The 20021-nt window shown below is 61.3% G+C and carries 19 protein-coding genes; 6 read left to right on the top strand and 13 right to left on the bottom strand.

Going from position 1 to position 20021, the window contains the following annotated elements; genetic code table 11:
* Positions 1-212 precede the first annotated feature (212 nt).
* From AOT96_RS06335 to AOT96_RS06325, 3 genes are read right to left on the bottom strand one after another with little or no spacing between them, the layout of a single operon-like run.
* Complete coding sequence (locus tag AOT96_RS06335; RefSeq protein WP_019745466.1) at positions 213-992, bottom strand: ATP-binding cassette domain-containing protein; 780 nt, start codon at positions 990-992, stop codon at positions 213-215.
* A gap of 34 nt (positions 993-1026) precedes the next feature.
* Positions 1027-1995: a sugar ABC transporter substrate-binding protein gene (locus tag AOT96_RS06330; RefSeq protein ID WP_054188412.1), complete on the bottom strand. Its 969-nt coding sequence runs from the start codon at positions 1993-1995 to the stop codon at positions 1027-1029.
* Between the two features lie 48 nt (positions 1996-2043).
* On the bottom strand, positions 2044-3123 hold the full coding sequence (locus tag AOT96_RS06325; protein ID WP_065351452.1) for an ABC transporter permease: 1080 nt from the start codon (positions 3121-3123) through the stop codon (positions 2044-2046).
* Between the two features lie 346 nt (positions 3124-3469).
* On the opposite strand from AOT96_RS06325, the gene AOT96_RS06320 reads away from it, so the two are divergent.
* Both AOT96_RS06320 and AOT96_RS06315 read left to right on the top strand, forming a co-directional pair.
* On the top strand, positions 3470-5011 hold the full coding sequence (locus tag AOT96_RS06320) for a PucR family transcriptional regulator (protein ID WP_021331895.1): 1542 nt from the start codon (positions 3470-3472) through the stop codon (positions 5009-5011).
* Between the two features lie 924 nt (positions 5012-5935).
* Positions 5936-6982: a LacI family DNA-binding transcriptional regulator gene (locus tag AOT96_RS06315; protein ID WP_081377525.1), complete on the top strand. Its 1047-nt coding sequence runs from the start codon at positions 5936-5938 to the stop codon at positions 6980-6982.
* Between the two features lie 29 nt (positions 6983-7011).
* Here AOT96_RS06315 and AOT96_RS06310 read toward each other — a convergent pair whose 3' ends face one another.
* Both AOT96_RS06310 and AOT96_RS06305 read right to left on the bottom strand, forming a co-directional pair.
* On the bottom strand, positions 7012-8175 hold the full coding sequence (locus AOT96_RS06310) for an iron-containing alcohol dehydrogenase (RefSeq protein ID WP_054188409.1): 1164 nt from the start codon (positions 8173-8175) through the stop codon (positions 7012-7014).
* A gap of 63 nt (positions 8176-8238) precedes the next feature.
* Positions 8239-9729, bottom strand: coding sequence for a CoA-acylating methylmalonate-semialdehyde dehydrogenase (locus AOT96_RS06305; RefSeq protein WP_054188408.1), 1491 nt, complete (start codon positions 9727-9729; stop codon positions 8239-8241).
* A 114-nt stretch (positions 9730-9843) separates the two neighbouring features.
* Between AOT96_RS06305 and AOT96_RS06300 the strand changes: the two genes are divergently transcribed.
* Positions 9844-10737, top strand: a complete 894-nt coding sequence (locus tag AOT96_RS06300) for a LysR family transcriptional regulator (RefSeq protein WP_042924016.1) — start codon at positions 9844-9846, stop codon at positions 10735-10737.
* Positions 10738-10864: 127 nt separating this feature from the next.
* On the opposite strand, the gene AOT96_RS06295 is transcribed toward AOT96_RS06300, so the two are convergent.
* A complete protein-coding gene (locus tag AOT96_RS06295) occupies positions 10865-11443 on the bottom strand; it encodes a TetR/AcrR family transcriptional regulator (protein ID WP_054188407.1) in 579 nt (192 codons plus the stop codon).
* Positions 11444-11477: 34 nt separating this feature from the next.
* Between AOT96_RS06295 and AOT96_RS06290 the strand changes: the two genes are divergently transcribed.
* Entirely contained in the window at positions 11478-12455 is a 978-nt protein-coding gene (locus AOT96_RS06290; protein WP_231917397.1) for a DMT family transporter, read from the top strand.
* On the opposite strand, the gene AOT96_RS06285 is transcribed toward AOT96_RS06290, so the two are convergent.
* The 6 genes from AOT96_RS06285 to AOT96_RS06260 all read right to left on the bottom strand — a co-directional run bounded on the left by AOT96_RS06285 (position 12442) and on the right by AOT96_RS06260 (position 15904).
* Positions 12442-13263: a tyrosine-protein phosphatase gene (locus AOT96_RS06285; protein WP_003939715.1), complete on the bottom strand. Its 822-nt coding sequence runs from the start codon at positions 13261-13263 to the stop codon at positions 12442-12444. The two genes, AOT96_RS06290 and AOT96_RS06285, sit on opposite strands and share 14 nt — an antisense overlap.
* Positions 13264-13301: 38 nt before the next feature.
* The gene (locus AOT96_RS06280) at positions 13302-13715 is read right to left on the bottom strand and encodes a phage holin family protein (RefSeq protein ID WP_020970904.1); all 414 of its coding nucleotides are present in this window, start codon (positions 13713-13715) and stop codon (positions 13302-13304) included.
* A 27-nt stretch (positions 13716-13742) separates the two neighbouring features.
* Positions 13743-14720 (bottom strand): DUF1214 domain-containing protein, encoded by a 978-nt coding sequence (locus AOT96_RS06275; RefSeq protein WP_030537231.1) that lies wholly within the window; start codon positions 14718-14720, stop codon positions 13743-13745.
* Between the two features lie 65 nt (positions 14721-14785).
* Entirely contained in the window at positions 14786-15094 is a 309-nt protein-coding gene (locus tag AOT96_RS06270) for an SHOCT domain-containing protein (protein ID WP_007729626.1), read from the bottom strand.
* Between the two features lies 1 nt (position 15095).
* Positions 15096-15533: a DUF6325 family protein gene (locus AOT96_RS06265; RefSeq protein WP_007729624.1), complete on the bottom strand. Its 438-nt coding sequence runs from the start codon at positions 15531-15533 to the stop codon at positions 15096-15098.
* Positions 15530-15904: a PLDc N-terminal domain-containing protein gene (locus AOT96_RS06260; RefSeq protein WP_030537228.1), complete on the bottom strand. Its 375-nt coding sequence runs from the start codon at positions 15902-15904 to the stop codon at positions 15530-15532. Before AOT96_RS06260 ends, AOT96_RS06265 begins: the two co-directional genes overlap by 4 nt.
* Before the next feature lie 170 nt (positions 15905-16074).
* Here AOT96_RS06260 and AOT96_RS06255 point away from each other — a divergent pair, with 170 nt between their 5' ends.
* A complete protein-coding gene (locus tag AOT96_RS06255; RefSeq protein ID WP_065351451.1) occupies positions 16075-17610 on the top strand; it encodes a helix-turn-helix transcriptional regulator in 1536 nt (511 codons plus the stop codon).
* On the opposite strand, the gene AOT96_RS06250 is transcribed toward AOT96_RS06255, so the two are convergent.
* Entirely contained in the window at positions 17545-18132 is a 588-nt protein-coding gene (locus AOT96_RS06250; protein WP_030537226.1) for a TetR/AcrR family transcriptional regulator, read from the bottom strand. The genes AOT96_RS06255 and AOT96_RS06250 overlap by 66 nt on opposite strands.
* Positions 18133-18227: 95 nt before the next feature.
* Here AOT96_RS06250 and AOT96_RS06245 point away from each other — a divergent pair, with 95 nt between their 5' ends.
* Complete coding sequence (locus AOT96_RS06245; protein ID WP_037120584.1) at positions 18228-20006, top strand: ABC transporter ATP-binding protein; 1779 nt, start codon at positions 18228-18230, stop codon at positions 20004-20006.
* Positions 20007-20021: the final 15 nt, after the last annotated feature.

Below are 20021 nucleotides of genomic sequence, written 5' to 3'. Positions count from 1 at the left end.
TTTCGTCTCGGCGGCTGTAGTTCTGCCTCGTCTGGGGCGGTGGGGGCCAGAGGGGTGACGGAAAGGGTCTCGGATGTCCGACGCCGACGCCGACGCCGACGGTGACGGTGACGGTGACGGTGAGTATCGGATCCGCGACACGAACAGGCCCGTCGAAAGTCGTGGTGACTTCAGACGGGCCTGTACGTCGATCTGCCTGCAGCTACAGCTGCTTACGTGACGGCCTCTGCAGGTCGAGCGCCGGTGATCATCGAGACGATCTCGTCGGCGGTGGTTTCCTTGGTGTTTCGGCACCCGACGACCTGGCCTCGCCGGAAAACGTACACCCGGTCGGTCAGTTCCAGCACCTGTTGCATGTTGTGGCTGACGATGATGACCGCGACTCCGCGTTGTTTGAGGCGTTTGATGATGTCGTGGACGTGGGCGGTCTCCTGCAGGCCCAGTGCCGCTGTGGGTTCGTCCATGATGATGAGCTTCGATCCCCAACCGGATGCGCGGGCGATGGCGATACCCTGGCGCTGGCCACCGGAAAGACCCCGAACGGTCCGGTGTACCTCGGGCACGTTCACTCCGATCTCCGTGAGCAATTCGGTTGCACGCTTGGCCATCTTGCGTCTGTTGAGCACGCTCAAGCCGCCCAAGTTGATCAGCTTCTCTTCACGCCCGAGGAACAGGTTGGTCAGGACGTCGAGGTCGTCTGCGAGTGAAAGATCCTGATAGACGGTTTCGATCCCGGCTTCGCGTGCATCGATCGGGCTTTGGAACTCACAGTCCGCACCGTCGAATCGGATGGTGCCATCACTCGACGGTTGCGCGCCGGAAAGGATCTTGACGAAGGTGGACTTGCCTGCGCCGTTGTCGCCCATGATGGCGATGTGCTCACCGTGTCCGACGCTGATGGAGGCGCCTTGCAAAGCTTTGACGCCGCCGTAGAACTTGGAGAGGTTCGTAGTCTGGAGAAGAGGCTCGGTGGTGTTGGTGATAGTACTCATTGAGGTGGTTCCGATCTGGGGGGGTCGTCTCGAATCAGTACGCTGCGGGAGAGTCGGCGACATTGGCGGATGTTACGGGCGGGATCGGGACGAAGATCTTGGGTTGCACCGTGCCACCGTCCAGCAGGGTCAGCATGGCGGCGACAGCTTCTCGCGCCATCTCCTTGGGATCACCGTTGATGGTTCCGTACGTGTCTCCCGCGAGGATGCTCTCGCGCATCTCTTCCGGATAGTCGTTGCCGACGAAGACGATTTCGCTTCGGCCCATAGACTTGGCCAGGCGGGCGCCCGCAGCCAATTCAGGTCCTTGCGCGACCACGGCGTTGATCTGCCCCGCCGGATACTTCGCGAGCCAGTCCTGGGTCAGGCTGATGGTCTTGTCGTTCGCCCAGTTGTTCGGCTGCTCTTCTACGAGCTTGACGTCGGGGAAGTTCTCCTGCAGTTCGGCACGGAATCCTTCCGACCGACCGATCTGCGGCCCACTGCCGAGGATGCCGGTCATCAAGGCGACGTTGCCCCGATTGCCTATTGCTCCTGCGACCATCTTCGCCTGCTCGCGTCCGACCTGAACGTCGTCGGTCCCTACGAACGAGGAGACCGGGGCGTCTTCGGACAGCGCCAGGGAGAATGCGATGACCGGGATTCCTGCTGCTTCGGCTCGTTTGATAGACGGAGTCATGCTGTCCTGGTCGCTGGGGGCGAGGAGAATGGCGTCGACCTTCTGCGTGACCAGCTGGTCCATTCCGCTACTCATCTGAGCGATGTCGTTGTGCCCGTTGACAACACTGAGCTTGTATCCCGCAGCTTCAGCTTCTTCTTGCACAGTCGAGATGGCTACGTTCATCCATGGGTCGACGCCGACGTCGTACACCACGAAGCCCAATGTCTTGTTCGCACCCGAGGAAGGTGCGGTTCCGCAGGCCGTGAGTGCGACGGCGACGAACGCAGCCAGGCAAAGGGCAAATGCGGTTTGGATCGTTCGAGAAGTTCTTCTTACGGTCATGTGTTTTCACTCCTGGAATGTGGTTGGCTGCGAGGGGAATCGGATGTATCAGCGTTTGCGGGCGCTGCGGAACGCTTCGAAGCCGACTGCGAGCAGAACGGCCGTACCCGTCAGCGCCGGCTGCCAGTAAGCGGACACGCTGTACAGGTTCAACGCGTTTGTCAGGACGGTGAGCGACAGGATGCCGATCACCGCGGAGCTGATGCCGCCGACTCCGCCGGTGAGTGGTGTGCCGCCGATGATGACGGCGGCGATGGCGAGAAGTGCCCACTGTGTACCTGTTGCCGGACTCCCGATTCCGGAGATCGAGACAAGAAGAATTCCTGCGATGGCGGCGCACAGCCCGCCGATGGCATAGACGGCAATCAGAACCCGATCGACATGGATTCCGGCGCGGCGCGACCCTTCCTTGTTGCTCCCGACGGCGTAGATGTGCTGGCCGAAGAGCGTGCATCGTAAGACGAACAGCAGAATCAGGATGACCACGACGAATGTAAGACTGGCAAAGGAGATTCCGGCGATGTTCTTCAAGCCCAGATCGGTCCATCCGGAAGGAAGAGGAGCGATCGGGGTGGCGCCGGTTGCGGCGTACAGCAGTCCGGTGACGACGGCTTGTGTACCGAACGTGGCCACGAATGGGTTGATGCCGATCTTGGCTACGAGGATGCCGTTCACGAAGCCGGCGAGTAGACCGGCGACCAATCCGACGAGAATTCCGATGGCTATACCGTGCTGGAGACTGACGTACGCTGCAGCGCATCCGGCTGCCGCTGCCACGATTCCGACCGAGAGATCGAAGCCACCCGAGATAATCATCAGCTGCATACCGCCGGCAATGATTCCGACCATCGCCGCCTGTTGCAGCACGTTGAGCAGGTTGTCCGACTGCCGGAAGATCGGGTTGGCGATGCCCAGAATCACCACCGATGCGACCAGTACAGTCAGCATCACCCGCTGAACGACCTGCGAAGGTGTGCTCGGCAGAATGCGTTTGAGCAGAGCCGGTAGCCATTCCTGCGAGGATGCGTGGAGCGGCTGAGGTGCCGCGGAACGAGTGGAACGGCCGACGTCATCGACAGAGATTCCCGCGCTTGGCGGCCGTTTCTGCTGGTCTTCGGTCAGGGGCATTGAGGACTCCTCGAAAGGGTGTTTCGGTGTTCGGTCGAAAGAGCGAAATCAGGTCACCCGGTCGCACGGCGTTGTGCGTGTCGAGATTCGGATCGGTGCCCTGCAGTTCGCGTTCGGTTCGAGAATCGGTAGCGATTACTCGGACGGTGGGCCGGCAGTACAGGGGCGCTGAAACAAATCTTCGGACAGGTAGGAAGCGGGTTCGCCATGTGTCTCAACTCTGTTTGGCGACCCCCGGCGAAGCCCTGGGGTTGTAGAAATACTGTCCTGTGACTGCATTCACAGCTAGACGCAAGCCGGGAAAGATGTCTCGGCTGGACGACACGTTTTGTGTAGTGTCTTTGACATGTCTTTCACGGTTGCGGACGCTCTGGAACTCTCACTGATCCGCGCGGCCGGTCCTCACGTACTCACCAGCGGAACGGATCTGGATCAACGCGAAGTCCGATGGGTTCACTCGTCCGAGATCCCCGATATCGCACGATTTCTCAGCGGCGGCGAATTGTTGCTGACGGCGGGCCTCGGTATAGGGGAAACAGAAGCCGAGCAGCGTGCTTACGTGAAGGCGGTTTCTCGAGCCGGTGCGGCAGCTCTGGTGATCGAAGAATCCGGTCGCATGTTCGATCGAGTTCCTCAAGCTGTTGTGCAGGAAGCCCAACAAATGCTGCTTCCGGTGATCGCGCTGACCCACGAAGTGTCGTTCGCCGGAGTCTCCGCCCAGGTGCACGAAATTCTGACCGAAATGCGACTTCGGAGCCTGACTCGTGAACGTGAGGTCGAAGCAACATTCTCGGGATTGCTGCTCGACGGCGCAGACCATCTCGGAATAGTGGAGACTCTGGCGGCGCTCACCGACAGCACGGTGGTTCTGGAAAACATCGCTCACCGGGTGACGGTCTATTTCTCAGTGGACGGTGTCGAATTCGACGACGACGAGTGGAATCGTCACGCCAGAGTATCGCACGACAATGAAACTGATTGTGTCCGAAGGCCCGTCGTCATGCGTGGTCAACCGTGGGGGTGGATCCACGTGCTCCAAGGACAATCGCCGACCGCGCCGTTCTCGGCTGAATTCGCGGCGGAGCGGGCAGCAGCAGCGATCGCGATCTCGCTTCTCACCGATCGTAGCCGCGAGGCGCGTGACGATCAGCGCAGTACCGCTTTGATGACACACTTGCTGCTGGGAGAAATTTCCGGCGATGAGTTCGTGAAGCAGGCCAGTCGTCTGGGGTATCGGCTCGGATCTGGCCTGATGCGAGTGTTCGTGGCCAACAAGAATACTCGTGACGATTCTGCTGGAATCCGGCCCAAGCGCAGGAGCAGTCCCAATGCGATCAGTGCCGACATGGGTGATTACATCGTCACGGTGGCGCCGGAAGTGAGTGGCCGTCCGCCGGAGATCGAGGATCTTGTCGGTTTCGTCGGTGCGGGTGTCGGTGTGAGCCGCGCTATTTCACGTGACATGGTTGCTGTCGCGCTCACTCAAGCGCGCAGTGCTGCCGCGGTCGCCCGAGCTTCTGGTGGTGTCCTTCACTTCGACGAACTGGGGGTCGAGCGGATTTTGGTGACCCTGGCGCAGGGCCCGGAACTGGCGAGCTTCGTCGAAGACGAATTAGGTCCGTTGTTGACGAAGGATGCGCACTCGGCCAGTCCGCTACTGCCGACACTGCGCGCATTTCTCAGCGTCGACGGTCGCAAGACTGAAGCGGCGGACAAGCTCTACGTGCAGCGCAGAACTCTGTACAACAGGTTGGAGCGGATCTCGACGATTCTCGGGAAATCCCTTGATGCCCCGGAAACGCGGCAGCGCTTGCTGTTGGCAGTCAAAGGTCTCGAGCTGCTGGAGGGGTCGGCGATCAGTTCGTCGCGACGTTCCGGAAGGAACTAGCATTCCGACTTCGATGAGGGGGACGGCGGTGCGGGCTGCGCGCGCGGCAGTGAGACGGCCTGTTGCCGGCAATCCGCACAGGGAACCACCGGGCAGTCCCAAGATGACGAAACCGAATCCGCTGGTGGTGAGCTCGAGTGCATTCTTGACGTCGGGTGTCCCTGTCGCCCAAGAGGCTTGGCAAGCTCCGTGAAGTGCGAAAGATGACAAGCAATGCCCATTTCGTGCGGTCGAGCACGAACGGCGACTTCGGCTAGAGGATTTCGTTGATTCCCTTCATAGAAGAGATGAGTGAATCGTATCACTAGGTGATACGATTCACTCATGTCGGTGGTGGTAAAACAAGGTGAAGGTTGAGATGTGGCGTGACAGGCGAAAGTATCGCAAACCACGGTGTCGCGCCTACCTTCTCCCGAAGTGTTCAGTCGGGGCAATCGCCGCTGTCGACGGTACGTCTCACGGACGTCGTCGTGTGTACATGTGCGGGACCTTCAGTGCAGAAACATCTTTCAGGCTACCGAGCTACGGCAGGAGTGGGGCGACGAACATGGCTGGTCACCGTATGGAGGAAGAAGTGGGGTACGTCTGTGTCACGTGTCGCCATATCGGTTCGTCGTTGCCTATGCCCAAGCCGTCTGTGCCGCTCGCCGTGCGAGCTCGATGCAACCTCTGTGGCGAGATCGACACGGCGATGTCGGGGCGGAAAGACGATGTGCCATACCGTGTCGAGCTCTTCGGGGGCTTTCGTAGAGCTTGGACGCATGCAGTCCGGTGTGGGCGAATGTGTGAACACCATCTACTGTGACGACAGGTCAACCGAAGCCGACACTCGGTTGAAACGAGACCACGATAGAATTCGTGAGATCGTCAAGGGTTACGGCGGATGATTCGTCCGGAGCAAGGGGAGTCGCTTCAGTGGTTACGATGAAGGACGTGGCGCGGGCAGCAGGCGTCTCCCAAGCCGCTGTCTCATACGCGTTCAGTAACTCTCCGAAAGTTTCTGCATCGCAGCGTGATCACATCTACGCAGTCGCTCAGTCTTTGTCCTACGCCGGGCCGAACATCGTCGGCAGTAGCCTGCGCTCCGGCCGAGTCGGAGCGGTTGGCATCATGGTGATGGAGTCGTTGGGGCACGCACTGGAAGACCCGTCGACCATGCTGTTGATGAAGGGGGTAGTCGAAGTCAACGAACTCGCCGACGTTGCCCTGACTTTGTTGCCGTTGGTCTCCAGTAGGGAAGAAGGATTCAATTCTCCCGCGGTCAGAGGTTTGGTCGACGGAGTCGTCCTGCACAATGTGACTCCTACCCACCCGATCATTGCGGCCCTGATTCACTCCGGAACGCCGGCAGTTGCGATCGATTCACCCGCGGACTGCGGCTTGCCGTTCATCGGAATCGATGATCGCGCTGCAGGATTCAAGCAGATGGCCCATCTCTTGGATCTCGGGCACCGAAGAATCGGTGTGGTCTGCGAACGTTTGAACATCGGTGGCACCGACGGGTCGATCTCCAAGACAGTTGTCGAACATTCTTCCGAGCGGGTCCAGCGAGATCGGATCCTCGGGTACTTCGATGCTGCAACTGCGCGGGGAGATGCCGGTGTCTCGATCGAGGTTTACGAGGCTTCAGGTATCGATCGTGACAGCGGCGTCCGTGCTGTCCGCTCGATGGTCGAGAAACTGAATCCGACCGCAATAGCCACGACGTCAGATGTCTTTGCCGTCGCTGCCTTGAGCGTGCTCCGTAGCATGAATATCCCAGTACCTGAGGTTGTTTCGGTTGTCGGATTCGACGATGCCCCCATCGCCGAACTCATGGATCTGACCACTGTGCGTCAACCGCTGGTGGAGAAGGGCCGCGCCGCAGCCTCCATGCTGCTCGACAATATCGACGGCGCGAAGCGAAGGCAGAAGATCTTCAAAACCAAGCTGATCGTCCGAAACTCGACAGGCCCGGTCAGCACAGTCTGAACGAGACCATGCTGACCGGGCCGGAGTGGTCAGGATCGATAGACTTTCCGGTACAGTTCGGCGATTTCCTGTGCGCTGGGCACCACCGGGTTGTTCGACGGAGAACCCGACGCCAACGCCTGGTCCGCCATCAGTGGAATGAGCTCCTCCCAGCGAGTCTCGTCGATGCCGAATGTGCGCGGACTGGGTACCTCTACGTCGACGCACAAAGTATCGATGAAGTCGACCAGCTTGTGCGAGGCCGCCTCGTCTGAGTCGCCGCGATCTGCCGCGCCCAGCTGCCTGGCGCAATCGGCGTATCGATCACGCGCCCCGGGTATGGAGAACGCGGTGATCGCCGGAAGCAGCATTGCATTGGAAAGTCCATGCGCCACATGGAAATGTGCGCCGATCGGACGACTCATCCCATGTACCAGGCACACGCTCGCATTGGAGAACGCCATACCCGCCTGAGTAGAAGCATGCATCATCTGTTCGCGCGCCTCCCGATCTGAGCCGTCACGGTACGCGCGCAAGAGGTACTCCCCGATTGTCTTCATCGCCGACAGTGCGAGCCCGTCCGAGATGGGGTTTGCCTTCTTACTGACGTAGGCCTCGATCGCGTGTGTAAGTGCGTCGACACCTGTGTCGGCCGTCAGTCTCGGCGGCATCGACATCGTGAGGTCGGAATCGACGATCGAGGCGATCGGAAGAAATGAAAGTCCAGGGCACAGCATCTTCTCGTCGGTGGCGACATCCGTGATGATCGTGAATTGTGTTGCTTCCGAGCCACTTCCTGCCGTCGTCGGGATGGCGATGATCGGAAGCGCCGGCCCCGCGTACACCCGAGGGGCTTTGAAATCGCGCATGACGCCGCCCTGCTTGAACAAGACGGCAAGTGCTTTTGCCGTGTCCATCGGGCTGCCACCGCCGAAGCCGATGATCGAGTCGGCATCGTGGGCGGTCAGAGCGTCGAGACCAGCCTGTAGAGAATCGGTAGTGGGGTCGGGAACCGTCTCGGAGAAGAGTGCGGCCTTCTTTCCTGCTGCTGCAACGATCTTCAGCAATCGATCGGCTGAACCATTGGTGACCATGAATGCGTCGGTGACGAGAAGCGGACGCTCGATGTTCAGATCCGTCAGCACTTCGCCGAGACTCTCGACGGACCCAGGACCAAGTTTCAAGAACCGGGGAAATGAAATGTTGGCAACCATGCCGATCCCTTCGAATGTTGTGAATGTATTTCCCAGCCCGTGGTATTCGGACGGGACAGGGACTCAGTTGTTTTCGGGGAAGCCGAGGTTGATGCCGCCGTGGCTGGGATCGAGCCAGCGGGTAGTGACGACCTTCCCGCGGGTGAAGAAGTGGACACCCTCGGTACCGTGAGCGTGCGTGTCGCCGAACAGGCTGTTCTTCCAACCACCGAAGCTGTAATAGGCCATGGGGACTGGAATAGGGACGTTGATCCCGACCATACCAACCTCGATCTCGTTCTGGAAGCGACGTGCTGCGCCACCGTCATTGGTGAAGATCGCGGTGCCATTCCCGAATGCACTCGAATTCACCAGGTCGAGTGCTTCGTCGTAGGAGTTCACCCGCACGACCGAGAGCACAGGGCCGAAGATTTCGTCTGTGTAGATGCTCATGTCGGTGGTGACGTGGTCGATCAGGGTCGGGCCGAGCCAGAATCCGCCCTCACCACCGTTCGCCTGCACTTGCCTGCCATCGACGACGAGTGTCGCGCCGGCGGCCTCACCGGCGTCGACGTAGGAGGCGACCTTGTCGCGGTGGGCCTTGGTCACCAGAGGGCCCATGTCTGAGTTCTTCGTGCCGTCACCGGTTTTCAGGGTGCGGGTCCGCTCGGCGATCTTGCCGACGAGTTCGTCGGCGATGTCGCCGACGACGACCAGTGCCGAGATCGCCATGCAGCGCTCGCCGGCCGAGCCGAATCCGGCGTTGACCATTGCGTCGGCGGCCAGATCGAGGTCTGCGTCAGGCAAGACGATCGCGTGGTTCTTCGCTCCTCCGAGAGCCTGAACGCGCTTTCCATGGCTGGTGCCGGTGCTGTACACGTACTGGGCGATGGGGGTTGAACCGACAAACGAAACGGCCTTGATCGCAGGGTTGGTCAGAAGTTCGTCGACAGCTGTCTTGTCGCCTTGCAGGACGTTGAACACGCCTGCTGGAAGTCCTGCCTCGGCCCAGAGTGCCGCGATCCACAGCGAAGCAGATGGAACTTTTTCGGACGGCTTGAGTACTACCGTGTTTCCGGTGGCGATCGCGATGGGGAAGAACCACATCGGGACCATCGCGGGGAAATTGAACGGCGAGATTATCGCGACCGGGCCGAGTGGTTGACGGATCGAGGTGACGTCGACGTTCGTCGAGGCATTCTCGGTCATACCGCCCTTGAGCAGGTGCGCGATGCCACAAGCGAATTCGACGACTTCCTGGCCTCTTGACACCTCGCCGAGTGCGTCGGAGAGGACTTTGCCGTGCTCGGCGGTGATTATCTCGGCGAGTTCGTGCTTGCGGGCATTGAGCAGTTCGCGGAACGCGAAGAGGATTGCGGTTCGCTTGGCGAGCGAACTGTCGCGCCAATCGGGAAACGCAGCAGCAGCTGCGTCGATAACGGCGCGTGCGTCTTGCACGCTGGCGAGCGCGACACTGCCAGTGACGGCGCCGGTCGCAGGGTTCGTGACCGGAGCGGAGTTTCCGCTCGAACCGGGGGCGATCGTGTTGTCGATCCAATGTGCGATGACAGTCATGACTATTCACTCCTGAGGCTGGGGTTGATTCGAGTCTGTGCCGCAGAATTGCCGTCGTCAACAAGTAAGATCGCAGTACTCAATGCAAAATTGCAGCCAAGAACGGGAATGGCGATGTTTACTTCTGACAACCTGCGCTTTCTGCTGGAACTGTCACGCACGGGGCGCATTTCGGATACGTCGAAGCGGCTGGGGGTCGATCAGACCACTGTCTCCAGGAGAATCTCTAGGCTTGAAAAAGACATGGGAGCAAGGCTTTTCGATCGCGGCGTCTCGGGCTGGCAGCTGACCGAGGCGGGCAGGCGATTGGTTCCCTACGCGGAGAGTATCGAGTCGACGCTACTTTCTGCGCTCGGTGAGACGACCGCCTCGGCGTCGCCGAGCCTCAACGGGACGGTCCGGATCCTGACCCCAGACGGCTTCGGTGCCTTCGTCTTGGTTCCGGGCCTGCGCTCTGTCCGTGTCCGGCACCCGGATTTGTACACCGAAGTGCTGACTTCGACTACCCACGATGTGTTGACCGGGCGTGACTTCGACGTCGCCGTCACGTTGGAGCGTCCCTCTCCCCGATCTGTGGTCGTCAGCAAACTTGCGGACTACAACTTGCGGCTTTACGCCTCGCGTCGGTATCTGGAGACGCACGAGTCGATCTCGTCGGTGGACGACCTACGTCATCACACGCTCGTCTGGTATGTGGACGCGTTCTTGGATGTCGAACCTCTGCGTATCCTCGACCGGATACTGCCTACCGGGCGGGCGCAGATCCAGACCAATAACATCGCTGGTCACTACGAGGCGGTCAGGCACGGTGTGGGAATCGCGCCCTTGCCGACATACATCGGCGCGACCGACGATGACCTCGTGCCGGTGCTGCGTGACGAGTTCGTAATTCGGAGGTCGTATTGGCTCGTTGTCCCGCGCGAGCTGATCAGATTGGCCCGCGTACGGGCGATAAGCGATGCCTTGCATGAGATTGTCGACAGGAATCCCGACCTCCATGCGCGGTGATGTGCGTTTCCTGTATTCCCCGGGTTGGGCGATGGTTGACGGTCAGTTTGTAGCGCCTGAGGAATGATCGCGATGTCAGGTGTGGACGCTGTCGAAGGGTCTTGTGGAATGTGCGAAGAGGGGTGGGTTACCCTGAGGTCTTCAACAATTCGAGGGCTGCGTTCCGGCCGGCACCGAAGGGGTCGGTGCCGATACCGATCCCGTCTGCGACGAGGGCGCCTTCGTGAAGCAGCATGATTGCCTCGACGAGACGTTCGTCGGCTAGTCCGTCCGTCGCCAGAATGCGCCGGAAAAGGTCTGACATCTCCCGCTTTTGTTCGGCGATGACAGCGAACACCGGATGTGAGTGATCGCTGAACTCGGCGTGCGCGTTGATCATGCTGCACCCTTTGCCTCCGCTCGCCTTGGACCAGGAGGCGGAAGCGTCGAATACCGCACTCAACTGTTCGGCGCGGCTAGCTCCGGCTGATGCGAGCTTCTCGTCGCGAAAGATTCGCCACCGCCGATCTCGAGCCCTCAGGTATTCAACGACGAGACCGTCTTTCGAGCCGAACCGTTCGTACAAAGTCTTCTTCGTGACCCCGGCGTCCAGTGCGACGGTATCCACGCCTACGGCATGAATCCCCTTTTCGTAGAACAGCTTCGACGCAGACTCCAGAATGCGACGCGCTTTCGGAGTCAATTCGGGTGTGGATTCCTCTGCCATGGACAAAAGTATACCGATCTGTATAGTCGGGCTCATGAGTAAACAGATCGGTATACCTCGGATCGTGACCTCGAGATCTGCTGTGACGGCTACCTTGTCGGTCCTGTTCGTCGCGTGCTGGAGTTCGGGATTCATCGGAGCCAAACTAGGCGCCGGCAGTGCCGAGGTCCCCACACTGCTGATGTGGCGTTTTCTCCCGCTCGCGGTGGTACTGCTCCCGATTGTCTGGCTATCCGCCCGGCGCCGGAACACGATGCCCACACCGCGGGCTCTCGGCAGGCAGGTGGTGATCGGGATGCTCTCCCAGAGTGGCTACCTGTTGTCGGTGTACTGGGCAGTCGATCTCGGCGTGAACACCGGAACCACAGCGCTGATCGACGGTATTCAGCCGCTGGTGGCTGCCGCGCTGCTCGGTCCGGTCCTCGGTGTCGCAGTCCCGCGTATGCAGTGGATCGGGTTGGCGATCGGAATGGGCGGCGTCGCGATGGTCACGGCAGCCGATGCCGGGGCCGGTAAATCGGCGCCGTGGTGGGCGTACGCGATTCCGTTCCTGGGGATGCTCAGCCTGGTTGCATCCACCTTCGTCCAACAACGCGCTCACACGTCCACGCCACCTCTGCAGGCTCTGGCCATCCACTGCTCTACCAGCGCAATAGTTTTCACGACACTGGCGGTGGCCTCAGGTGTCGCCGTACCACCAAGCGTCAACACATTCTGGATCGCATTGCTCTGGTTAGTCGTGCTGTCCACGTTCGGTGCTTACGGGCTGTACTGGTTTCTGCTCCGTCGCATCGGCATCACGTCCGTCAACACCTTGATGTTCTTGATCGCCCCCGTCACCGCGGTCTGGGGCGCGTTGATGTTCGGAGAATCGTTCACTGCGTTCACCGCGCTCGGCTTGGCGGTGGGCATCGTCGCCGTCGTCGTGGTCACCCGGGTGGGCAATCGCCCGAAGAAGCAGGACGAGGGCACGGATTCCTGCCCGCCGAGAGCTTCGATCACGTCGCGCTGATGAAGGCCGATCGGGATGTGAACCGCTCGCGGAGCGCGGTGAGTTGCTCTGCGGTGAGCTTCAGTCCGTTGATTGCGTAGTCCTCGACGGTGCCGAAGTGCGTGCGCATTTCGTCGAGAGCTGCGTCGAAATAGCTGTCACGGACTCCGAGGAGGGGTCGTAGCACTTCTGCGTCAACGCCTTTGCTCGCGGCGAAGTCGAGGATCGGTTCTGTCATGGGAGCCAGATCGGTGTTCGTCTCCAGGTAGTCGGCGCGTACATCGGCTTCGTCGGCCCCGAGAAGGAGTAGGAAAGAGGTCGCGGCCCACCCGGTTCGATCCTTGCCGGTGGTGCAGTGGAAAAGTGCTGCCCCGGTGCGTTTTTCGTCGATGAGGTCGAGGTAGAACGTGCGATAGGCGTCGAGAGCGGACGGCAGGCTGACGAAGTTGCGGTTGGCTTCCTCCATCTGTGCGATCCCACGTCCGTCGCTGATGGTCTCGGCGTATGCGACCGGGTCCGTCATGAGTAGTCCAGTGGCCGCGGCGTTTTGGGCATTGTCGGCAAGTACGTCGAGCCAGACTGTGCGCGTCGAGTCAGGGAGATTGTCGAGTGCGCCGTCGCGCTCGGCGGCGGTCCTCAGGTCGTATACCGTCCGCACGTCCAAGTCGGCGACCGCGGCAAGGTCGTCGCCGTCGAGTTTCGCCAGAGTCGCCGAACGATAGAGCGCGCCCGCGCGGACGGTGCCGTCCGCAACAGGAATGCCACCGAGGTCCCGGAAGTTCGGAGCGGTCTTCAGGAGAACGCGGCGATCGAGCGGGTGAGTTGGCATGGCTGACTCCTTGTGGGTTCCGTTTCCGAACTGATCATTCATGCCTTCTGCACACTGCGCACGAGCTTTTCGGCATTGCGTCTCTTGATCCACTTGTCGATGACGAGAGCCATGAAGATCCACCCTCCCAATGCCGTGATCACCCACACGATGATCGGGGCGAGGATCCAGGACCCGACGCCGCTGATCTCGATACCGTCGGGGACCAGGGTCGCAACCCAGAGCGCGAGCAGTGTGGCGACCAAGCCGACACCACCCGCGAGCGGAGCCGCGTAGTGCAGTGCCACGCTGAGCACGAATGGGCCGAGGATCATGTGTGCGAGGGTGAATACACCGATAGCGGCCAAGAAGCCGTTCACGCTCAGGCTGACCCCGGGAAGAGCAAAATGCACGACGATCAGTGCGATCGCGCCGAGAACACATTGCGAAATGAGCTGAAATAACAGACGCATGGCTTGTACCTCCGTGATCAGGTCGAGTCACCCGAGAGTGGTGTGTGCGTGGGGAACGCTTTGCTGCAGGGCTTCGGGACGAGGCGCCGTCCAGGTGCCGTCGAGCACGGAGGGACGGGGGCGGTACAGGCGCAGTACGTAGTTCCACCCGGGCATGATGGGCAGTGCGTTCGCGACGCCGTCGAGATGGACCCCGAAGCGAATGGTGGTGCTGCCGTCGGAGTCTGGGGTGGCCGTGAGGCTGTTGATGCTGTTGACGCCCAGAGCGTTCTCTTCGAAGTATCCGGCCGCGTTGTACAGCGAGACCGACCAGAACGCATCCACGGGAACATCGTTCAGGCGGAGACGGTATTCCCCGACCGGGAGACGTTCGTCGAAGTTGACGTAGGTGGCCTCGTACTCGGGAAGGCCACCCCAGCCGGATGCGGTACCGAGCAGGTGCCTGATCGGATCGACTTCCGCAGCGGTACCGAATGAATGGTCGTACGTGGTGATGCCACGCGCGAGTGCGAGGAGTGCGTCGCGGGTCTCGGTCTGCGATTGCTCGTCGTAGTCGGGCAACGGGAACTCTCCCGTTCCGCCGCCGTCGATGTTGAGGGCGTCTTGCAACCGGTTCACCTCGGCGACGTCTTCGGGGCTGTTCGGATCGACGAGGATGCGCACGATCAGTGCGGCGTAGTCGGTCCCGACCAATTCACGCGTGAGCAGGTGCTCTCCCGGGTCGCGCAGGATGACGGGACCGTAATGATCTTGACTGACCACCCACACGGAGATGTAGCGCTTGCCGGTATCGGGCACCGTGATCGTGACGTTCTCGCGCACGTCGATGATCGCGCTGCTGTACAGAGTGTCGCGGTTCTGGCGGATGATCGGCTGGTTGTCGAGTGACCCGAGATCACGAGTGTGGTTCCACGTGCCCAGGCCGACGCCCGCGGCCAGGCGAGCGAACATGAGATCGGATTCTGCCCGATTGAAGTTCAGGACGTTGACGGCGATCGTGGACATAGTGGGTTCCAATCGGTGTCGGGGTACGGAAGCGGGCGCGGTAATCCATGGCCCGTCGGGGTGAATCAGCCCAGCAGTCGTGCTTTCGCGGCTTGGAACTCGGCGTCACTCAGCAGGCCTTGTGATTTGAGGTCGCCGAGTTTCTGCAACTCGGCGACGAGATCGACCGGGGCCGCGGGTGCGGGTGTGGGCATCGGGAGTGCGGCATGCTGCTGGGCGAATTCGTACTGCGCCTGCTCGTAGTCGGCCTGAGCTCTCCTTTGCCGGCGGGTGGCCATACCGTCGCTGACGGCGGTCGCGGTACCGGTGACGACCGCGGTGCGGGCGGCGAGGCCCAGCAGTCCGGGGCGGCCTCGTCTCGGGATGTACGGCATGTCAGACCTCCAATTTCGGGATGATCGTGTCCATGAGGGCATTGACGACGGGTGCGGGTATCCGCTCGTAACCCAGTAGCACCGCGCCTGACGCAGCGGTGCGGGCGGCGAGTTCGCGCTGATAGACCAGCTCGAGCGCGACCAGCAGCGCTGCAGCGCCGGTGGGAATGGCTGCCGCGAGTTCGGTGATGTCCTCATGCCCGAGCAGACCGGACGCGCCGAGCATCTCGACGTTGATCTCGAAGCCGTTCGGCAACTCCTCGACTTCGATGAGGGTGAGTTCATCGTCCTCGGACTTGGAGATGACGATCAGATCGAGCAGCCGCACCAGGCCGGTATCCGTAAGGTCGGTCAGTGCGGAGAGCGCGGCCGGGTCGAGGCTCTGCCCAGGCAGGCCGAGAAGGTAGAAGTCGACGGGGCCGAAACGCGCGGCACTCACGAGAGGACCTTCAGCTTGAGTGCGGCGAACTCGTCCTCGCTGATCGCTCCGGCTTCGAGCAGTGCTGCGGCTGCGGCGATCTCCTCGCTGGGGCTCTTCCCCGCGACCTCGCGGATATACGATTCGGCGGCCTTCTCGGCGTCGCGTGCGGCCTTGTTGCTGCGTTCCGTCATCCCTTCGCCGCGGGCGACGAGATAGACGAGCGCGGTGAGGATGGGCAGGAAGAGTAGGAAGAACACCCAGACGGCCTTCAACCAACCGCTGAGCTTGTGGTCGCGGAACAGGTCGGCGATGATCGCGAACAGCGCGAAGAGATATCCGATGAAGACGGTTGCCCACAGCATCCAGCCGAGGCTTTCCCAGAAGCTCATGTGTCTTATCCGTTTCGTGTCAGGCCTGCGCACCGGGATTCCGCCGACTAGCGCATTTCGGTTGATTCCGGCAATTCTCACTGGTTTCCGCAGGCTTCGATCGCGGTCTCATCCGAAGCGGATGAGACCGGATTTCCACGGACATCGAACGTCTCGAGTATCTTCGACACATGATCGAAGCCGTGCGTGACGCACTCGCCTCTGGTGAGGCGGAGCAGGCTCGACGAGTCCTGCGGAAAAACTGGCTTCGTTTGATTCTCGAATCTCACACCAGGGAACTCGAGCAGCTCTGCCTTGCTCATCCCGATCCCCACGATCCGCACATCCTGCTGATACGGGCGTGCTGCCGCGATCTCAGCGGTGATCCGTACGGCGCTGAGTTTCTCCGCGGGCAGGGTCTGCGGGTGGCGTCCGACGATTTTGTCGTCTGCTTCACCGACCTGCTGCTCGCTCCGGACACCTCGACCAAGGCCGTCATCGCCGATCGCGCGCGTCACGCGCTCGCCCAGTGCGAGCCCGAGGACGATTACCCGTCCGCGCTTTTCCTCCTCGGATGGACCGAGGTCAGGCTTCGTCGTGACCTTCCTCGTGCCATCGCGCTACTTCGCTCCGCCAGCGACGAGGCGCAGTTGCAGTCGCGCACGGAGACATTGCGTCTTGCACAGTCCAACTTGGCCTTTGCGCTGACCCACGCGGGAGCATTCACCGAAGCCGAACAGATCCTCGACGGCCTTCCTGCGCGAGATGTGGCGTCCGATTGGGAACGCTTCGAAGGTGGTCTCCCACAGTCGAATCGGGGGTGCATCGCTTACTGGCGTGGCGACTTCGAGGAGGCGATCGCTCAGTTCGACTCGATCATCGAGGAGGGCAGCCCTGGAACCAATTTCGAGGCGCTCGCCCGTCTGTACCTGGTGATGAGCCTGATCGCTCTGAACCGGGAAGACCGGTACCACAACGCCGCTCGTCTGCTGCGAGGCGTGAGCACTGCGGACAAGCACGGCATTCCTTGGGATACGCTGCGGCGCGTCACCACGGCCTGGCTCGCCCACGCTCAAGGACAGGACGAGCAAGCTCGCCGCATCGCAATGCCCACGCTGACCAGAACAGGTGCTGCGGTCGCTCACGCGCTTCTCGCGGAGCTCTACCGAGTCATGGGGGATCCGGAACCGTCGGCTCAAGCGCTTCGCTTGGCAACCTCGGCCGCGCTGCCGCGATATGCGCTGGTGAGCACCCTTGTCACGTCTGCCGCCCTGAGCTCCGTCGCCGGGCGTGGACCGCAGGCGCACGAGCAGTTGGATCGTGCGCTGGCGGAAGCAATCCCCGAGCGGATTCTCGCCCCATTTCTGAGCGGCGATCCGGTAATCGTCGATCTGTTGAACGCGCACGCAACACAGGGGTCGAGACACCAGGAGCTCCTGCGCACGATTCTGGAAAAACGGGGCCAGCTCTCTGCCAAACTCGCCGGAGTCCTGACGGAACGTGAGAAAGAGATCCTCACTTTTCTGCGAACTACGATGACTGCAGACGAGATCGCTGCGCACCTCGGCATCGCCTATCCCACTGTGAAGACTCACATTCGCTCGATCTACCGCAAACTAGGCGTGACCAAACGGCGTGCCGCTGTTCAAGCAGCCGACAACCTAGACCGCGGGATCGGGGGCGATTCCGCGGCGGAGGCTGCGAACCGTCAGATCCAAGGCTTGTAGGCGCGTCCCGGAACCGCGGTTCACGTAGTCCATCGACGTGTAGAGCAGTGACCACAGCAGGTTCTGCACCCAGTCCGAACCCATGTCGGGGTCGATGGAACCGTCGGAGTGTCCGCGCTCGATGGCATCGGTGACTGAGTCGTCGTTCGACGCGGACTCGGCAAACGAATCTTCTTGATACACACCGGGAGTGAAGAACAGGACCGTCAAGAGGTCGGCCAGTTCGAAGTATTCATGGCACAGGCGAACCAGTGCTTCGGCTCCGGTACCCTCGCCGAGTCGAGCTGCTGCTGCTGCCTCTCCGACGGCGCGGGTGGCCTCGGCCGCGACTGCGTCGACCAGGTCTGACCGTTCGGGAAAGTAGCGGTGCAAAGTGGTCCGGCCGACCTTTGCGGCCGAAGCGATCTCGCTGAGGGTCGCAGCAGGCTTGGATGCGAACACCGAAACGGCAGCATCGAGGATGGCCTTCCGTGTGCGCTCGCGGGTCGCGCTTTGTTCTGGTGCGCTGTGGATCGTTGTCACGAATCCGAAGCGTAGCCGTGTCCGGTTTCGGTATCCAGTGTTTCCGAATCGGAATTTCTCTTGCCCTTTATGGAACATTCGTGTTCCATAAATTCATGCTTGAATCCGACGCTTCTCAGCCCGCACCGAAATGGAGCAATCTCCGCGTCCTCTCGGAGTTCGCTCGACCGCATCTGCCGTCGCTCCTTCTCGGATTGGTACTGGCGCTGTGCGGCTCCGCGGCGACGCTGGCAACGCCCATGGTCACCAAGTGGGTTCTCGACACCCTCGATACCGGTGCGTCGCTGAAAGGACCTATCCTCACGCTCGTCGTCCTTCTGATCGTCGGTGCCGTGCTCGGTTGTGCTCAGTGGATCGTTCTCGGAACCGCCGCCGAGAAGGTTGTCTTCGACGCCAGGTCGTCGCTGGTGAAGCGATTCCTGGCGGCGACCGTACCTTCGCTGCAATCGCGATCCGTGGGTGAATTGGTCACCCGGGTCACGTCTGACACCTTGTTGCTGCGGGAGGCTGCGTCGTCGGCCGCGGTGAATATTCTGAACGCAGCCGCGTTGACCATCGGAACGATTGTTCTGATGGGCGTACTGGATCTGCCGTTGTTGGGCGTCACCATGGTTGCAATCGTGTTCGCCTCCATACTCTTTGCGGTTCTGATGCCTCGGATTTCCGCAGCGGAAGCGCGAACCCAGGAATCGCTCGGTCAGCTCGGCGGCGTTCTCGAGGGTGGCTTGCGTGCGATCCGGACGGTCAAGGTTTCCCTCGCCGAGGATCGCGTCGGGGCTCTGGTGACGAACAATGCGTCCGATGCGAAAAAGCATGCGATCACGGCGGTGCGAGTGTCGGCAACCGCGTGGACTGTCGCGTGGACCGCCATTCAAGGATCGATCATTGCCATCCTGGGCTTCGGTGCCTGGCGAGTCGCCGACGGCGAAATGGCAGTCTCGACGCTCATCGCGTTTCTGCTCTACGCCTTCACCCTGATGGGGCCGGTGTCGGAGCTTGCGCAGAACGTGACCTCCGTTCAGTCGGGAATCGCGGCAGCTATCCGGATTCGCGAGATGCAGTCGTTGCCCACCGAGCAGTACGACGAGGTCGTGGACGTGGTCGCGAAAACGAGCGCTGCCGCGCCGCTGATCGAGTTGCGCGACGTCACCGTGAGCTACCACGGATCGAACCAGCCGGCGTTGCGCGATGTCTCGCTGGTCATTCCGACGCGTGGGCACATGGCCATCGTCGGCCCGTCGGGTGCAGGAAAGACGACCTTGCTCTCGACCGTGCTGCGATTTGTCGAACCTCGATCGGGTGAGGTTCTCCTGCATGGAGTCGGTTACGACGCGCTCGATCACCGCGCTGTGCGCGAGAGTCTCGCGTACGTGGAGCAGGAGACACCGGTGGTGCCCGGAACGATTCGGGAGAACGTCGTCTTCAGCCATCCCGATGCGACGGACGAAGAAGTCCAGGCCGTTCTGCGCTTGCTCCGGCTCGACGACGCGATCGAGGCCCTGCCCAACGGACTCGACACCGCTCTGACGGCCACTTCGCTGTCGGGCGGCCAACGTCAGCGGATCGCGATGGCGCGCGCAGTTCTGCGGCCGAGTGCTTTGCTTCTGCTCGACGAAGCCACTGCCCAGGTCGACACGCTCACCGAAGCCGCGATTGTCGACGCGATCAACGAACGTGCGCGCACCGGGGCCGTGGTGACTATCGCTCACCGGCTCTCGACGGTGCGTGACGCCGACTGGATCGTGGTCATGGAAGACGGTCGGATCCGCAACATCGGCAACCATGACGAGCTCATGGACAAGGACGATCTGTACCGCGACATGGTGGTTGCCGGCCGGCTCGATCAGGGCGAGGCAATGCTCGAGGATTGTTGACCCGACGCGTCGGCG

This window comes from Rhodococcus sp. 008, assembly GCF_001682295.1.
GTDB lineage: Bacteria > Actinomycetota > Actinomycetes > Mycobacteriales > Mycobacteriaceae > Rhodococcus_F > Rhodococcus_F qingshengii.
Note: the sequence above shows the minus strand (reverse complement) of the source record. Positions and strands in the feature narration are given on the sequence as shown.

Bases quoted from the DNA above. Each gene is read 5' to 3' on its own strand.
- AOT96_RS06255 (WP_065351451.1), top strand. From the start codon at position 16,075: ATGATCGAAGCCGTGCGTGACGCACTCGCCTCTGGTGAGGCGGAGCAG.
- AOT96_RS06300 (WP_042924016.1), top strand. From the start codon at position 9,844: ATGTTTACTTCTGACAACCTGCGCTTTCTGCTGGAACTGTCACGCACG.
- AOT96_RS06335 (WP_019745466.1), bottom strand. From the start codon at position 992: ATGAGTACTATCACCAACACCACCGAGCCTCTTCTCCAGACTACGAAC.
- AOT96_RS06320 (WP_021331895.1), top strand. From the start codon at position 3,470: ATGTCTTTCACGGTTGCGGACGCTCTGGAACTCTCACTGATCCGCGCG.
- AOT96_RS06330 (WP_054188412.1), bottom strand. From the start codon at position 1,995: ATGACCGTAAGAAGAACTTCTCGAACGATCCAAACCGCATTTGCCCTT.
- AOT96_RS06285 (WP_003939715.1), bottom strand. From the start codon at position 13,263: ATGCCAACTCACCCGCTCGATCGCCGCGTTCTCCTGAAGACCGCTCCG.
- AOT96_RS06280 (WP_020970904.1), bottom strand. From the start codon at position 13,715: ATGCGTCTGTTATTTCAGCTCATTTCGCAATGTGTTCTCGGCGCGATC.
- AOT96_RS06305 (WP_054188408.1), bottom strand. From the start codon at position 9,729: ATGACTGTCATCGCACATTGGATCGACAACACGATCGCCCCCGGTTCG.
- AOT96_RS06295 (WP_054188407.1), bottom strand. From the start codon at position 11,443: ATGGCAGAGGAATCCACACCCGAATTGACTCCGAAAGCGCGTCGCATT.
- AOT96_RS06290 (WP_231917397.1), top strand. From the start codon at position 11,478: ATGAGTAAACAGATCGGTATACCTCGGATCGTGACCTCGAGATCTGCT.
- AOT96_RS06325 (WP_065351452.1), bottom strand. From the start codon at position 3,123: ATGCCCCTGACCGAAGACCAGCAGAAACGGCCGCCAAGCGCGGGAATC.
- AOT96_RS06315 (WP_081377525.1), top strand. From the start codon at position 5,936: ATGAAGGACGTGGCGCGGGCAGCAGGCGTCTCCCAAGCCGCTGTCTCA.
- AOT96_RS06260 (WP_030537228.1), bottom strand. From the start codon at position 15,904: ATGAGCTTCTGGGAAAGCCTCGGCTGGATGCTGTGGGCAACCGTCTTC.
- AOT96_RS06275 (WP_030537231.1), bottom strand. From the start codon at position 14,720: ATGTCCACGATCGCCGTCAACGTCCTGAACTTCAATCGGGCAGAATCC.
- AOT96_RS06270 (WP_007729626.1), bottom strand. From the start codon at position 15,094: ATGCCGTACATCCCGAGACGAGGCCGCCCCGGACTGCTGGGCCTCGCC.
- AOT96_RS06245 (WP_037120584.1), top strand. From the start codon at position 18,228: ATGCTTGAATCCGACGCTTCTCAGCCCGCACCGAAATGGAGCAATCTC.
- AOT96_RS06310 (WP_054188409.1), bottom strand. From the start codon at position 8,175: ATGGTTGCCAACATTTCATTTCCCCGGTTCTTGAAACTTGGTCCTGGG.